Annotated in this window: 11 protein-coding genes; 4 read left to right on the top strand and 7 right to left on the bottom strand. The window is 63.7% G+C overall.

Annotated features, from left to right (window positions below):
* Positions 1 to 249: 249 nt before the first annotated feature.
* The 5 genes from efeO (ACIPL0_RS27950) to ACIPL0_RS27930 form a co-directional block, all read right to left on the bottom strand.
* On the bottom strand, positions 250 to 1071 hold the full coding sequence (efeO, locus tag ACIPL0_RS27950; RefSeq protein WP_400599471.1) for an iron uptake system protein EfeO: 822 nt from the start codon (positions 1069 to 1071) through the stop codon (positions 250 to 252).
* 27 nt (positions 1072 to 1098) lie between these two features.
* Positions 1099 to 2412 (bottom strand): iron uptake transporter deferrochelatase/peroxidase subunit, encoded by a 1314-nt coding sequence (gene efeB / locus ACIPL0_RS27945; RefSeq protein ID WP_400599470.1) that lies wholly within the window; start codon positions 2410 to 2412, stop codon positions 1099 to 1101.
* Between the two features lie 65 nt (positions 2413 to 2477).
* Complete coding sequence (gene efeO / locus ACIPL0_RS27940; protein ID WP_400599469.1) at positions 2478 to 3689, bottom strand: iron uptake system protein EfeO; 1212 nt, start codon at positions 3687 to 3689, stop codon at positions 2478 to 2480.
* Between the two features lie 8 nt (positions 3690 to 3697).
* Positions 3698 to 4567 (bottom strand): iron uptake transporter permease EfeU, encoded by an 870-nt coding sequence (efeU, locus tag ACIPL0_RS27935; protein WP_400599468.1) that lies wholly within the window; start codon positions 4565 to 4567, stop codon positions 3698 to 3700.
* Between the two features lie 305 nt (positions 4568 to 4872).
* Positions 4873 to 5757, bottom strand: coding sequence for a LysR family transcriptional regulator (locus ACIPL0_RS27930; RefSeq protein WP_400599467.1), 885 nt, complete (start codon positions 5755 to 5757; stop codon positions 4873 to 4875).
* A 257-nt stretch (positions 5758 to 6014) separates the two neighbouring features.
* Between ACIPL0_RS27930 and ACIPL0_RS27925 the strand changes: the two genes are divergently transcribed.
* The 3 genes from ACIPL0_RS27925 to ACIPL0_RS27915 are packed head-to-tail and all read left to right on the top strand — an operon-like array spanning position 6015 to position 8989.
* A complete protein-coding gene (locus ACIPL0_RS27925) occupies positions 6015 to 7307 on the top strand; it encodes a CitMHS family transporter (RefSeq protein ID WP_400599466.1) in 1293 nt (430 codons plus the stop codon).
* Complete coding sequence (locus tag ACIPL0_RS27920; RefSeq protein ID WP_400599465.1) at positions 7308 to 8672, top strand: acyclic terpene utilization AtuA family protein; 1365 nt, start codon at positions 7308 to 7310, stop codon at positions 8670 to 8672.
* Positions 8673 to 8677: 5 nt separating this feature from the next.
* Complete coding sequence (locus ACIPL0_RS27915) at positions 8678 to 8989, top strand: hypothetical protein (RefSeq protein ID WP_400599609.1); 312 nt, start codon at positions 8678 to 8680, stop codon at positions 8987 to 8989.
* A gap of 192 nt (positions 8990 to 9181) precedes the next feature.
* On the opposite strand, the gene ACIPL0_RS27910 is transcribed toward ACIPL0_RS27915, so the two are convergent.
* Positions 9182 to 9895 carry a DUF3142 domain-containing protein gene (locus tag ACIPL0_RS27910; RefSeq protein WP_400599464.1) on the bottom strand — a complete coding sequence of 238 codons (714 nt, stop codon included), beginning with the start codon at positions 9893 to 9895 and terminating at the stop codon, positions 9182 to 9184.
* A complete protein-coding gene (locus ACIPL0_RS27905; RefSeq protein ID WP_400599463.1) occupies positions 9895 to 12060 on the bottom strand; it encodes an outer membrane assembly lipoprotein YfiO in 2166 nt (721 codons plus the stop codon). Before ACIPL0_RS27905 ends, ACIPL0_RS27910 begins: the two co-directional genes overlap by 1 nt.
* Before the next feature lie 428 nt (positions 12061 to 12488).
* Here ACIPL0_RS27905 and ACIPL0_RS27900 point away from each other — a divergent pair, with 428 nt between their 5' ends.
* Complete coding sequence (locus tag ACIPL0_RS27900) at positions 12489 to 14669, top strand: TonB-dependent siderophore receptor (protein ID WP_400731634.1); 2181 nt, start codon at positions 12489 to 12491, stop codon at positions 14667 to 14669.
* The last annotated feature ends 309 nt before the right edge of the window (positions 14670 to 14978 follow it).

The raw sequence follows: 14978 nt of genomic DNA, 5'->3' as shown, positions 1-14978 counted from the left end.
TAGGCGAGGCACCGTATGGCGGGGATAAGAGCCCTTGGTTACTTGGGGCTTTTCCAAGTAACTCGCCGTCAGGCGAAACAAGGCTGCGTTAGCAGCTACAGCAATCAGTCAGACACACCGCAGGCACAGGTTTTACGACGAGTGCCTCGCCGCTCGCAGGGCAAGCCAGCTCCTACAACAAATGCGTTAGGCACAAAAAATCCCGCCGGCCGAATCATCGGCGGGCGGGATCTTCTGTGGCGTAGCGACTCAGTTCAGACCGAGCTTGCCACGCATCTGCGACAGGTCTTCAGCCAAGGTGTTGACCGGGCCAGTGAGAGCCTTGCGGTCGTTTTCCTTGACCTTGTCATAGGTCTCGAAACCACCATCCTTGGTCTTGTACTTGGCCAGAATCTTGTCCACGGTGGCGAAGTTCTTGTCGACCTTGGCCACGAACGCCTTGTCCGACTTCTCCAACTGCGGCTTGAACAGATCGACGATCTTCTTCGCGCCGTCAACGTTGCCCTGGAAGTCATACAGGTCAGTGTGGCTGTAACGGTCTTCTTCACCGGAAATCTTGGTCGCTGCGACCTCTTCCAGCAGCGCGGCTGCACCGCCAACCACTTTCTCTGGCGGGAAGGTCAGGCCGGCAATGCGGCCCTGCAGGTCTTTGACGTCAGCCATCAGCTTGTCGGCCAGCGCGCCCTGATCCTTGGTGGTGTTCTTTTCGAACAGCGCATGCTCCAGACGGTGGAAGCCGGTGAAGTCTTCGGCATCGACGCCTTGCTCGTGGTCGTCCACGCGGGAGTCGATCGACTTGTCCAGATCGTCGAACAGCTCGGCGATCGGCTCGATGGCCTCATAGGCCACGCGCGTGGTCGGGTACAGCTTCTTGGCAGTCGCCAGGTCGCCCTTCTTGATGGCGTCGGTGAACTTCTGCGTGTCGGCAGCCAGTTTGTCGACGTTTTCAGTGACGTAGATCTTGTAGTCGGAAACCGGGGTCACCAGATCCAGTGGCGCGGTGGTCGCGAACACGGACGGGGTCTGCAACAAGCCAAGGGTAACCAACAGCGCGAGAGGCGACTTTTTCATGGAGCTCTTCCTGTGAGGTAAGGGTTGTCAGGCAGTTTTTGTTTTTACAGCTGATGCAGCGGCCAGCAGCGAACGGCCGATGTAATCGTTGTTGTCCACGACACCCGGCAGGGTGAAGAAGTACCCGCCGCCAATCGGCTTGAGGTATTCCTCCAGCGGCTCGCCATTGAGGCGGGTCTGCACGGTGATAAAGCCTTTTTCCAGGTCGGCCTGGTAGCAGATGAACAGCAGGCCCATGTCCAGCTGGCCGTTCTTGTTGACCCCGTTGGAGTAGTTGAACGGCCGGCGCAGGATCAGGTTCTTCTGGCTGTCCGCCGTGCGCGGGTTGGCCAGGCGGATGTGCGAGTCGAGCTTGGTGATCTTGCCTTCCGGGTCTTTCTTGTAGTCCGGTACGTCGGTCTCGGTCTTGCCGTCCATGGGCGCGCCGGTGGTCTTGACGCGGCCGAAGATCGCTTCCTGTTCCTGCAACGGCGTGCGGTCCCAGCGTTCGACGAAGTTGCGAATGATCCGCACCGCCTGATAGCTGCCGTTGGCCGCCCAGGCCGGCTCATCGCTGCCCGGCTGAACCCAGACCAGCTCGTTCATGGTCTTCTGGTTGTTGGAATCCGGGTTGGCCGAACCGTCGCGGAAACCGAGGAAGTTGCGCGCGCTTTCCGGCTGCTGACCCGGCTTGAGCGGGGCCTGCGCCGGTACGGTGCCTTCCTGTTTCCAGCGCACCAGCAGCAGGTCCGGCAGGTTCTTGACGATGTCACGCAGGGCGTGAATGTTGCTGTCCGGTGCGTTGGAGCAGAACTGGATGCTCAGGTCGCCGTGGCAGCAGTCGGCCTCCAGCGCGTCGTTGGGGAAACCGACCATGCGTTGCAGACGCTTGGGTTTGACGTGCTCCAGGCCGAAGCGCTCGTCGAACAGCGAGTCGCCCACCGACACGGTGATGGTCAGGTTGTCCGGGGTCACCACCGGGCCGAGGATGCCGGAGTCCAGTGGCGGCAGTTTCGGGTCGACCTGAGGCACGGCACCGCCGGTCATCAGGAACGCGATGCGCTCGTTGAGAGTGCGGAACAGACGCTCCAGGTCGTCGCGGTCCTGGGCCAGCACGTCGAACGAAACCATCATGCCGGCGGTCGGGCGAGGGGTGACGATGCCGCTCTGGTGAGTGCCATGGAACTCGTTGTGGTCTTGGGTCTTCTCGCTTTTCGGCGCTTCGGTGACTTGCGCCGGAGCCGTGGCAGCCAGGGCATTGCCGCTCAGGCTGGCGCCGGCAATCGCGGCGCCGGCGGCGCCCAGGCCGAGCAGGACACGGCGACGTTCGGCGGAAATCGGGGCGTTGGACGAATCTTTCATGTGAATACTTTTCTTCGCTCGGGTTTCAAGGCCGGGCGGGCGCAACGGCACCCGCCTGGGCACGCTTACAGGCCGGTGAGGCCCAGGGCCGGATCGATTCCATCGAGTGCTTCGGCCAGTACCTTGGCCTTGTCTGCAATCTGTTTTTTCTGCTCGGCGCCGACCTGGTCATACGGTTTGAAACCGTCGGCGGTCTTGAGCATCAGCAACTGATCGTCGAGTGCGGTGGTCGCGTCGTCGATCTTCTTCAGCACGTCGCCCCAGTTTCTCGCCAGCAGCGGACGCAGCAGTTCGACCACCTTGCGCGTGCCTTCCAGGTTGGCGGCAAAGCCGGCGACATCGACGTGGCTGTAGCGCTCTTCTTCGCCATTGCTGCGGATGTCGGCCAGGCTGCGCATGTTGCGCACGACCATGCTCGCCAGTTGTTCCGGCGCGATGCTCTGGGCCAGCAGTTGCTGTTTCAGGCTGGCGATGTCGGCTTGCAGCTTCTCGGCGACCGGGGCCAGACCGTCCAGCGATTTCTGCGCGAACAGGCCGTATTCGATGCGGTGGAAACCGCCGAATGCCGGGTCCTGCTCGCGCTTTTCGTAGTAGTCGGCGCGGGCGTTGATGGCGTTGTCCAGCTCGGCCAGACGTTGCGCCGCCGGAGCGATCCGCTGATAGGCCGCACGGGCCGGTGCGTAGGCTTGCTGGGCCTTGCTCAGGTCACCGTCGGTGATGGCCTGTTGCAGGTCGGTCATGGCACGGATCAGCGCGCTGCTCTGGGTGCTCAGGTAGACGCGGTATTCCGACAGCGGGCCGATGAAGGCGACCATCGACGGACGCGCCTTGGCAGCGGCTTCGGACTCGGCGGTCGGGGTCACGTGCAGGGTGCCGCGCGGGTTGCTCAGCAGGCCGCAGGTGATCGCGTAGTCGCCCGGTTGCAGGTTGGCGTTGATGATCTGGCTCAGGCCCGGAACGATGTTTTCACGCTCCTCGACCACCAGCACGCCGTCGAGAATTTCCCATTCCACGGCACGCTCGGAGGCGTTGACGATGCGGAAGGCGTTTTTCCCGGCCGGCACGGTGATCGCGTTCGGCTCGCAGTTTTTCGCGTGGATGGTCACCACGGTTTCATTGCCACCGTTGGCGACGCGCTTCTTGTGTGCCGCCTGGGACGCGTAATAGAACAGGCCACCGGCCGCGAGCATCAGAATGACCGAACCGGCGACGGCAAACTGCAGGGCGCGTGGGGGCTTGGCTTTCTGTGGAGGAAGGCCGTTGGGACTGCTGGTCATGGTTGCCCTTACTTGTTCGTAACTGAAGTGGACTGGCCGTGTTCATGGGCCGGGCGGGTGGGCAGGCTCGCCACCCGCGCTTGCGGCTTGAAGAACAGGCACAGTGCGAAAACCAGATAGGCGAGGTACGCCACCAGCACGCTCACCGACGGCGCGTCCTGATAGCCGAACATGCCGGCCAGCACCGAGCCGGTCGGGCCGTCCATCGGCAGGATCGCGCTGATATCGAAGACCACGTCCTGGAAGTAGTTCCACACTCCGGCCTCATGCAGCGAACGTACGGAGTTGGAGAGAATGCCGGCGGCCACCACCAGAATGAACAGCCCGGTGTAGCGGAAGAATCGCGCCAGGTTCAGGCGCAGGCTGCCTTTATAGATGGCGACGCCGATGCACACCGCAATGATCAGGCCAAACAGGGCGCCGAGTGGCCCCGAGGCGCCTTCGCTCTGCTGGAACACGGCGAGCAGGAAGAACACGGTTTCCAGACTTTCCCGGGCGACGGCGAAGAACACCATGGCAATCAGGGCGTAGGTCTGGTTTTTCGAGCCGGCGAGGGCGGCATCGAGGGATTCATGCAGGTCGTGCTTGACCGAACGCGCGACCTTGCGCATCCACACCACCATGGAGCTGAGAATGACCACGGCCAGCAGGCCGACCAGGCCTTCGAACAGTTCCTGTTGCTTCTGCGGGAATTCGGCGCTGACCATTTCCAGGCCACCACCGACGAACAGCGCCAGGGCGGCGGCGAGAAACACGCCGATCCACACCGCAGGCATCCACTCGCCGCGGCCGGTCTGTCTCAGGTAACTGGCGATGATGCCAACGATAAGCGCGGCTTCAATCCCTTCGCGCAACATGATCAAAAAAGGAACGAGCATTTATCACCGGTGTAAATCTGATAAAGTGTGCAGCTTGAAGCGACTTGCAACGCATTCGCATTCAGCCAGTTTGTAACATAATGATACTCATTATTGAATGTTCAAACTTGTTTTTTTCTGAATTCAGGCATTCGAAAAGTCATTCAGGTGGCGTTCAGCCATACGCCGTTCACCCCTGTAGGAGCTGGCTTGTCCTGCGACCGGCTGCGCAGCAGTCGTAAATCCATGCCCATTGGCCATGTCAGGCAAAACTCGTTCACTGGTTTTACGACGACTCCGTCGCCGGTCGCAGGGCAAGCCAGTTCCTACAAGGGGGCGGTGCTTTTCAACATCTCGACAAACCGCTCTGCCGCAGGGCTCAAGCCGAACCCTGTGCGGGTGATCAGGCCGATTTCCCGCTCCACGCCCGCATGTTCAATCCGCACCTGCACCAGATCGTCGCGACCCTCGTCGGCGGATTCCGGCAGCAAGGTCATGCCCAGCCCCTGGCGCACCAGCGCCATCACCGTCGACATGTAATTGGCCTCCAGCCCCGGCGTCAGGGCCAGGCCTTCTTCGGCGAATAGCTGCTCCACGCGCTCGCGCACGCTGCTGTCGCGACCGGTGAGGATGATCGGCTGGCCGGCCAGTTCCCTCAATTGAATGGATCGGCGCTTCGCCAGCGCATGGCCCGCCGGCACGAACAGGCTCAGCCGGTCGACCATGACCACCTGAAAATCCAGGCCATGACCCATGCGCGCCCGGACGCCGAGGCCGAAATCCACGTCACCTTCGCGCACCAGCGCATCGATGCGCTGTGCCACCACGTCACGCAGGCGGATTTCCACGCCGGGGAACTGTTCACGGAAGGCTTTCAGCAGGGGCGGCAGCAGGCTGGAACACAGCGAGGGCAGGGCGGCGACAGTGACCACACCCCGGCGCAGGGCGGCCAGATCGCGGGAGCCACTGACGATGTTGTCGAGGTCCAGCAGCAGCTTTTCCATGGCGCCCAGATTGCTCTGCCCGGCAGCCGTGAGGCTGACCTGGCGCGGGCTGCGTTCGAGCAGGGTGACGCCCAGCCATTCCTCCAGTTGCTGGATCTGCACGGTCAGCGCCGAAGGCGACAGGTTCAGTTCGACGGCGGCCTTGGCGAAGCTGCCGCTGTTGGCCACGGCGAGAAACGCGCGGATGTGCTGGATCGAGTTTTTCATGGGCGTGTTCCTGCAAAGTGTTGGCTCGCCGTCCGTAGGAGCGCGCTTGCCCGCGATGGCGATCTCCCGAGCGTCAATGCCGGCATCGGAACGCCGCCCGACCGGACTGCTACGGGCATACTGTCTTTATTCTGTTTTTCCGAACGCAAGGCGCTGAACATTTCAATTTACAAAGCTTACCCCCGTTTCGATACTCGGCCAAAACAACAACAGCTCGTCCCGCTGGCATCAGACAGGGGCGACAAAAGAGGCCGTCCATGCTCGCCACTCTCGGTGTCATCACCATTCTCTGTTTGCTCGCCGCCGTCATGAGCAAGCGTCTGTCCCCTCTGGTCGCTCTGATCGCCTTGCCGATCATCGCCGCGTTGCTCGGCGGTTTCGGTCTGCAGACCAGCGGCTTCATCATCACCGGTATCAAGAACGTCGCGCCCGTGGTCGGCATGTTTGTCTTTGCCATTCTGTTTTTCGGGGTGATGACCGACGCCGGCATGCTCGACCCGATCATTGACCGCATTCTGCGCACCGTTGGCACGCGACCGACGCGGATCGTGGTCGGCACCGCGCTGCTGGCGTTGCTGGTGCACCTGGACGGTTCCGGCGCGGTGACCTTTCTGGTGACGGTGCCGGCGATGCTGCCGCTGTACACGCGGCTGGGCATCGACCGGCGCATTCTGGCCTGTGTCGCGGCGATGGCGGCGGGGGTGAATTTCCTGCCGTGGACCGGTCCGGTCCTGCGTTCGTCGGCAGCGCTGCATGTGCCGGTCTCGGAGCTGTTCCAGCCGCTGATCCCGGTGCAGGTGGTCGGCCTGGTTTTCGTCTTCGTCAGCGCCTGGTTGTTGGGGCGGCGTGAGGAAAAACGCCTCGGCCTCGGCGCGGGTGTGGCCGTGGACGTGGTGCCGCAACGGGTCTTGAGTGAGCAGGAAGAAGTGCTGCGCCGCCCGCGTCTGTTCTGGCTCAACCTGCTGCTGACCGTGGTGGTGATGGCGGTGATGATCGCCGGCTGGGTCGATCCGGTGGTGATGTTCATGGTCGGCACCGTGCTGGCGCTGTGCATCAACTACCCGAACGTCGACGCCCAGCGGGCGCGCATCGATGCCCACGCCAAGACCGCGCTGACCATGGCCAGCATCCTTCTGGCCGCCGGGGTGTTCACCGGCATCATGCAGGGCACCGGCATGCTCAAGGCCATGGCCGAAGTGGCGGTGGCGCAGATTCCTGCCGGTCACGGCAAGCTGATTCCGATGGTGGTGGGCTTCCTGTCCATGCCGTTGAGCCTGCTGTTCGACCCGGACTCCTTCTATTTCGGTGTGATGCCGGTGATTGCCGAGGTCGGCCGCGCGCTGGGCGTCGACCCGCTGCAAGTGGCCCAGGCTTCGCTGCTTGGCGTACACACCACCGGTTTCCCGGTCAGCCCGCTGACCCCGGCGACCTTCCTGCTGGTGGGCCTGTGCAAGATCGAACTGGCCGATCACCAGCGTTTCACCATTCCGTTTCTGTTCGGCGCATCGGTGCTGATGACCCTGACCGCATTGCTGCTGGGAGTGTTTTGAATGAAGACTTTGCGTATCGGCTCCGGCGCCGGCTATTCCGGCGACCGTATCGAGCCGGCGGTGGAGCTGGCCGATCAGGGCGAGCTGGATTATCTGGTGTTCGAGTGCCTGGCCGAGCGCACCATCGCCCTGGCGCAGCAGGCCCGTTTGAGCGACCCGAATGGCGGCTTCGACCCGCTGCTGGGCGAACGCATGCGCCGTGTGCTGCCGTTTGTGGGCCGGGGGCGGCAGAACGGCCAGCGGCGTCTGCGCATCATCAGCAACATGGGCGCGGCCAATCCGCTGGCGGCGGCGGCCGAAGTGCGGCGCATCGCCGCTGAGCTGGGGCTGCACGGCCTCAAGGTCGCGGCGGTGACCGGGGACGATGTGCTGGCGGCACTGCGCGCCGATCCGTCGCAACGGCTGGACAACGGTTCGACGGTTGCAGCGCTGGGCCAGCGGCTGGTGTCGGCCAATGCGTACATGGGCGTCGACGGCATTGTCGAGGCGCTGCGAGCCGACGCCGATGTGGTGATCACCGGGCGCGTGGCTGATCCGTCGTTGTTCCTGGCTCCGCAGCTGTTCGAGTTCGGCTGGGCGCAGGATGACTGGACGCGACTGGGGCGCGGCACGCTGATCGGCCATCTTCTGGAATGCGCCGGGCAGATTACTGGCGGCTATTTTGCCGATCCGGGGTTCAAGGACGTGACGGATCTGGCGCGCCTGGGCTTTCCGCTGGCCGAGGTCGATTCGGAAGGCCGTGCGCTGATCAGCAAAGTCGCAGGCTCGGGCGGATGCATCGATGTGGCGACCTGCACCGAGCAGATGATTTATGAGGTGCACGACCCGGCGGCGTACCTGACCCCGGATGTCACAGCGGATTTCTCCGGTGTGTCATTTCAGGTGGTGGCGACCGATCAAGTGGCGGCCGAGGGCGCGGCAGGGCGCGAGCGTCCGCACACGCTGAAAGTCTCGGTCGGTTATCTGGATGGCTGGATCGGCGAAGGGCAGATGTCCTACGGCGGCCCGGGCGCACTGGCCCGTGCGCAACTGGCCCGCGAGGTGGTGCTGGAGCGCCTGCGCCTGACCGGCGTGGCTTGCGAGGAAGTGCGAGCCGATCTGATCGGCGTCGACTCGCTGCACGGCGAAGCGCTGGGCGCGCGGGCCAGCGGCGAGCCGTGGGAAGTGCGCCTGCGAGTGGCCGCGCGCTGCGCCGACAAGGCTGAAGCGGTGCGTATCGGCAACGAAGTGGAAACCCTCTATACCAACGGCCCGTATGGCGGCGGCGGGGCGAGCAAGAGCGTGCGGCAGGTAGTGGCGGTGGCCTCGTTGCTGTTGCCGCGCGATGCCGTGCAGGCGCAAGTGCATCTGGAGACGGTGAAATGAGCACGATCAAATTGCGTGAGCTGGCCCATTCGCGGACCGGCGACAAGGGCGACACCTCGAACATCTCGGTGATTGCCTTCAAGGCCGAGGATTACCCGCGCTTGTGTCAGGCGCTGACGGTGGAGCGGGTGACGGCGCATTTTGCCGGTCTGCTGGACCCGGCGGCGGGGCCGTTGCGGCGTTATGAGTTGCCGAATGTACACGCGCTGAATTTCGTCCTGCCCGGCATCCTCAAAGGCGGCGTCACCCGCTCCCTGGCGCTGGACGCCCACGGCAAGGCGCTGGGTGCGGCGTTGCTGGATCTGGAGATCGCGTGAACGCCCCCGTTGATCGGGGAATCGCCTGTTTCGCGGGCGCTGTAGATCAACTGTGGGAGGGAGCTCTGCTCGCGATGACTTCAGGCCAGACACTGCAATATGGACTGATCCACCGCTATCGCGAGCAGAGCTCCCTCCCACATGAGAATTGTGTCGGGAGGCAAACTCGGTCGTGCCGGTGGAACCGTTCACTCACCGCCCATTCTGCAAAAACACCACATACCCACGAAACAACGGGCTGTCTTGCAGAAACCCCGGCGCCTGCCAGTCGCCGCCCTGAATCAGGCCGACCTTGAACGGTACGCCCAGCCGATCGAGGCGCGGCAGGTACGCGGCATAGTCGGCAATGCTGTGACGGCCCTGATAGGTCTGCACCACCACCTCATCGATCACCCCCTTGAGCGCGGCGATGGCCTGCGGGTCGGCGTGGCTGGTCCAGTCCATCAGCCCGGTGATGCTCAGTTTGAGTTCTGCCGGCAGGCGCTGGCGCAGGTCCTTGAGGAAGTCCACGTACCCCTGCAGGTAGCGGGTGCGGGCGTCGAAGTCGATCTGCACACCGACGACCGCGCTGCCGCTTTGCTGCCAGCGACTCAACTGACCGAGCATCTGCGTGTAGACCGCCTCCGGCCAGTGCAGGGTGTGGGCGCGGTAGACAATCCACACCTGCGGCTGCGGCAACCGGGTGACGCCCATGCCCTGGGCGATCAGCGCGACCGCCTGACGATCACGCCGTGGCGCGCTGATCTGGCCTTGCAGCACGTACAGGGTTTTCGCCTGTTTCAGCACCGGCTGCGCGGCAACACCGCTCCACAGCCAGAACGTATCGTGATCTTCGGCGTTGACCGCCGCCAGCGCCGATCCACTGCCCAGCAGGCAGATCAGCCAGGCGGCCAGCAGCCTCGACATCACCAGTAGTACTGCAACGACTGACCCCAAGGGGTGCTGGCGTAGGTGGTTTTCAGCTGCCTGAACCAGCCCTTGCGTACCGCCGGTGCGACGTCTTCGCCGCCGCAACTGTTGTAGCCCGACGGTGCGTAGCAGTTGATCGCGCGGAACAGCGCATAGGCCTTGTCGTCACGCAGGGCCTTGTTGTCGGCGATTACCGTCTTGTAGCCGTTCAGGCGCGAGAACACCTCGCCCTGAAAGCCCGGCGTGCCGCCGCCCAGTTGCCCGGCGCCGCTCGGCTGGTCCAGCGGCATGCTGTCCAGGCCGTTGCGCAGAATGAACTCGCCGAGGCAGATCAGGCCCTTGGCATCCTTGCCGTTGGCTTGCAGCAGCGCGGCGGTGTCGCCGATGTTCGGGCAGGCATAACCGGAGTCGACCTTTTCACCGCTCCAGCGGAACAGTTGCAGGCTCTGACCGTCGCCATAGACGTAACCCAGGCTGGCGCTCAGCTTGTCGGCGGCGGGCTTCTCGGGCAGCGTCTTGAGGTCGTCGGTGAAGGCAGCGTACTGGCTGCGCAGCAGGTCCTTGTACAGCAGGACGAACTGCGCGGTGGCTTTCTCGACCGGGCTGATGCCTTGCTGGATCTGCTGGCGCAGCAACGGCGCATCGGCAACCTTGTTCAGCAGAATCAGACGCACCTGCGCCGACTGGATCGGCGAATCGCCGGCAAAGACGCGGGCCAACTGGCCGCTGCGCTCGTAGTTCATCGCCAGCGCCAGTTCCAGCTGCTCACGTTGCAGCGGCTGCTTCGCCAGCGGGATCAGGCTCAGCCACAGTTTTTCCGCAGTAGCCAGGTCATTGCCGGCTTCCAGCACCAGCCCGCGCAGGGTCTGCTGGCTGAAAGCGAGGTAGTCGAGGTTGGCGGGGGTGTCGTTCGGCAGCAGTTTGAGCGCCTGAGCCGGATCATTGTCGAGGTAGAAGGCGAACACCGCCTGCAAGTAATCGAACAGCGCCGGCTGGCTGGCGAACAGGTCTTTTTGCGCCAGCAAGGCATTGCGGGTCAGCTTCAACTGGGCGTCCGGGCGCATCAGCATCAGGTCGCTGGTGGCGGTCATCAGCGCCGAGGAGGTGGCCTCGGTCATGCCGGTCAGCAGTTTGTTGTCGGTTTCCTGGATCAGCGCATCGGGTGTGCTGTCCCGCTGTTCGGCGGTGGCCTGGGTCAGCTGCCAGGTGTAATCGTCAGCGAGGCTGGCCTGATCGTCGGCCAGCCAGTGGACCCGGCGCATCAGGCCACGGGCGGAAAGGGTGTAGGTGTTGTTCGGGTAGGTGTCGAGGTAAGCCTTGAAGGCCTCGGCGATCTTGCCGGCGATGGCCGGCTCGATGCGTTGCTTGAGGCTGCCGTACTCGTCGAACGCATCCTGCTGCGCGGCGTTGAGGCGGGTGCGCGCGATCATGTACAGCGACACTTCCTTTAGCCACGGCTGGGTGCTGGTGCTGAGCTGAGTGAAGCCGGTTTCGGCCTGCGCGAAGCGGCCGCTGTAGAAGTCCGCCGCAGCCTGCAAGTACGCCAGAAACGCCTGGCCTTCAGGCGATTGAATGCTGCCCGGCAGCAAGGCGGCCTGTTTGTCGCCTTCCCAGGTGCAGCTGTCGAGCAACAGCAGGCGGCTGCGCGCCAGCGCCTGGCGTTCGTTGTCGGGCAAGGCCGCAGTGTCGAGCAACTGGCCGATGAACTGCGCGGCGCTGTCGTCGCGGTTGCTGCGGCAGCGGCTGCCTTCGCCCTGCAGAAAGGCCTGGCCGGCGCTGTCGGTGCTGTCGCGCTTGATGCCGAGCTTGCCCAGCAGATCGCCCAGCGCGGCCTGTCCGGACTCTTCGCTGGCGTCGCCCTCGCTGGCTTCACCGTCGAGCCGGGTCAGGGCAAACGGCACCGGGCCGAAGCCTTCGGCGATTTCATCCTCGCTGAGCGGCGCAGGGTTGAGCGGCAGCGCCTTGCGGTCGGCGAGCAACAGCCGCAGGTTGACCCGGCTGTCGTTGCCGGGGCTCAGGAAGGGCAGGTTGTTGCACGCGTCCAGCGAGCCTTTGGCGATGATCCAGTCGGGGTAGCAGGCTTCGTCGCTGCTGGCCTGGGCCGGGCCGCCGATAAGCGCGCCGATGATCAAGGCCAGAGGGGAAAGAAGGCGGATACGCATGAACAATCCTTGATTTCGCACGTAGGAGGTGGGGCGATGATACAGCGGGTTGCACACCTGTAGGAGCCGGCTTGCTGGCGAACCGGGCGTGTCAGCAACCTCGATGGCGGCTGACACATCGCGTTCGCCAGCAAGCCGGCTCCTACACAGGACGCCATCACCATCCAGCCGTGCACATGACCTGTGGGAGGGAGCCCTGCTCGCGAAGGCGGTGTATCAGACCCCGGTGATGTGGCAGCCCGACCGGTTCGCCAGCAAGCCGGCTCCCACAGAAGCGTGCAAGGTGCAGGACAATCGCCCGGCAGTTTCTCTCGGAAAATTATTTTCAAAAAACAGGTGAGGTAAACCCCGTTGGCCTCCGTGTAGTGAGAATCAGATTCGTTTGGCAACGGATCTCTCACTCACCGCCCGCTCAGGTTTATCCGTTCATGACAGCTCAATCCGGTTCTCGTGTGCCTGTTTTTCCCGCTTTTCGTCCCGCCGCATTGGGCGTGTGTTCGGCCACGGCGCTGCTGTGTTCGCTGGGCATGAGTCCTTTGGTTCAGGCGCAGGAAATGCAACTGGACGCAGTCAATATCGACGCGCAGTCCCAGGCCGATCTCAGCGAAACCGAGCACAGCCGCACCAGTTATCAGGCGCGCAAGGCGTCGGTCGCGACCCGTACCGAAGCGCCGCTGGTGGAAGTGCCGCAGACCGTCAACGTGGTGACCAACCGGGTGCTCGAAGACCGTCAGCCAAGCAGTCTGGACGAGGCGATCAACGCGGTCAGCGGGGTCAAGCAGGGCAACACGCTGGGCGGCACCCAGGACGCGATCCAGAAGCGCGGCTTCGGCACCAACCGTGACAACTCGATCATGCGCGACGGCATGCAGTCGGTGCAGGCGCGCAACTTCACCCCGACCACCGAGCGCATCGAAGTGCTCAAGGGCCCGGCGTCGATGCTGTACGGCGTGCAGGACCCGGGCGGGGTGATCAACGTGGTGACGAAAAAACCGCAACTGGTCGAAGCCCGTTCGGTGTCGGTATTCGGCAGCAGTTTCGGTGGCGGCGGTGAACAGATCGACCTGACCGGGCCGCTGGGCAGCAACGGCTTGGCCTACCGCTTTATCGCCGACAAGCAGAATGTCGACTACTGGCGCAATTTCGGCAGCATCGACCAGTCGGTGATCGCGCCGTCGCTGGCCTGGTATGGCGACGACACCACGGTGTCGGTGGCCTACGAGCACATGGAATATTCGGTGCCGTTCGACCGTGGCACGCAGATCAACACCAAGACCGGCAAGGTGCTGGACATCCCGCGCAACCGGCGTCTGGACGAGCCGTTCAATGTCACCACCGGCCGTTCCGATTCGCTGGATCTGCGCATGGACCATCGCCTTAATGACACCTGGACCCTGCGCACCGGCTACGCTTACAGCCGCAACTACTACAACGACTACCAGTCGCGCTTCATCTCGGCCAATTACAACACGGGTCTGGTCACTCGCCGTGGCGACGCCACCCGCGATGCCGTGCAGTTCGCCCACACCGCGACGGTCAACATGCTCGGCAATCTGTACTGGGGCGACGTACGCCACGAAGTGCTGTTCGGCGCCGATTACATGAAGAACGAGCGCGATCTGGGCGACCTGTTCCGCAGCGCCAACAAGGCCGATTTCAACTACAACGCGCCGGTCTATGGCGTGACGCCGCAACCGAGCACGGTCAGCGCACCGAACAGCGACCAGAGCGACCACTTGCGCACCCATGCGTTCTTCGTGCAGGACGCCATGCACCTGGGCGACCAGTGGATTGTCCAGGCGGGCCTGCGTTACGACGCGTTCGACGAAATCACCGGCAAGGGCCGGCCATTCGTGGTCGGTGCCGACGTCAAGGACAGCAAGGTGGTACCGCGTGTCGGTCTGGTTTACCTGATCCAGCCGGACTGGTCGGTGTACGGCAGCTACACCGAGTCGTTTCGCCCGAACACCTCGATTGCCGCGCCGATTGGCGATTTGCCGCCGGAGGAGGGCAAGGCCTACGAGATCGGCACCAAGTTCCAGAACGACCGTATCACCGCCACCGTGGCCCTGTTCAACATCAACAAGAAAAACGTGCAGACCAGCGAGCCGTGCGGCACCGAGACCTGCACGCGGGTGTCCGGCGAGGTGCGTTCCCGTGGGCTGGAAGCCGACATCACCGGGCAACTGGATGAGTTCTGGAGCGTGACGGCGAGCTATGCCTACACCGACACCAAGGTCCTCGAAGACCCGGTGCTCAAGGGCGAGCCGCTGGACGGCGTGTCGAAACACACCGGCGCGCTGTACCTGACCCGCGACTTCGGCCAGGTCGGCATCGGCAACCTGCGCGCCGGTGCCGGTGCGCGCTTCGCCAGCCGCTGGGGCGTCAACGACGGCGCGGGGACCGAGTACTACCTGCCATCCTCGAAAGTCGCCGACGCCTTCGTCGCCTACAAGATGAAGCTCGACGAGCGTGACCTGACCCTGCAGCTGAACCTGAAAAACATGTTCGACGAGAAGTACTACACCTCCGCCAGCGGTTTGGGTTCGCCAGCGATTTCCATCGGCGAACCACGACAACTCGTGGCGCGGGCGAAGCTGGAGTTTTAAACCCGGCAAACCGGGCGAAAGCGGTGTGTCAGGCCAACCGCTTTCGCGACCCTCGCAAACTCGGATCCCTCCCACAGGGGAACTGTGTTAGCCAGCAGGCAGCGCGGTTGCCCTGAAATCTCGCAGACTATCTAAATCCGGCAGACCACCGAAATCCTGTGGGAGGGAGCCCTGCTCGCGAAGGCGGTGTGTCAGACCCTGGTGATGTCGCAGGCCCAACCGGTTCGCCAGCAAGCCGGCTCCTACACAGGGCACCCTCGCCAACCAGCCGTACACATGACCCGTGGGAGGGAGCCCTGCTCGCGAAGG

The organism is Pseudomonas sp. NPDC090208, assembly GCF_044746785.1.
GTDB lineage: Bacteria > Pseudomonadota > Gammaproteobacteria > Pseudomonadales > Pseudomonadaceae > Aquipseudomonas.
This window is presented reverse-complemented; position numbering and strand designations above follow the sequence as displayed.

Coding starts and splice junctions, on each gene's coding strand:
- efeO (WP_400599471.1), bottom strand. CDS start 1,071: ATGAAAAAGTCGCCTCTCGCGCTGTTGGTTACCCTTGGCTTGTTGCAG.
- efeB (WP_400599470.1), bottom strand. CDS start 2,412: ATGAAAGATTCGTCCAACGCCCCGATTTCCGCCGAACGTCGCCGTGTC.
- efeO (WP_400599469.1), bottom strand. CDS start 3,689: ATGACCAGCAGTCCCAACGGCCTTCCTCCACAGAAAGCCAAGCCCCCA.
- efeU (WP_400599468.1), bottom strand. CDS start 4,567: ATGCTCGTTCCTTTTTTGATCATGTTGCGCGAAGGGATTGAAGCCGCG.
- ACIPL0_RS27930 (WP_400599467.1), bottom strand. CDS start 5,757: ATGAAAAACTCGATCCAGCACATCCGCGCGTTTCTCGCCGTGGCCAAC.
- ACIPL0_RS27925 (WP_400599466.1), top strand. CDS start 6,015: ATGCTCGCCACTCTCGGTGTCATCACCATTCTCTGTTTGCTCGCCGCC.
- ACIPL0_RS27920 (WP_400599465.1), top strand. CDS start 7,308: ATGAAGACTTTGCGTATCGGCTCCGGCGCCGGCTATTCCGGCGACCGT.
- ACIPL0_RS27910 (WP_400599464.1), bottom strand. CDS start 9,895: ATGTCGAGGCTGCTGGCCGCCTGGCTGATCTGCCTGCTGGGCAGTGGA.
- ACIPL0_RS27905 (WP_400599463.1), bottom strand. CDS start 12,060: ATGCGTATCCGCCTTCTTTCCCCTCTGGCCTTGATCATCGGCGCGCTT.
- ACIPL0_RS27900 (WP_400731634.1), top strand. CDS start 12,489: ATGACAGCTCAATCCGGTTCTCGTGTGCCTGTTTTTCCCGCTTTTCGT.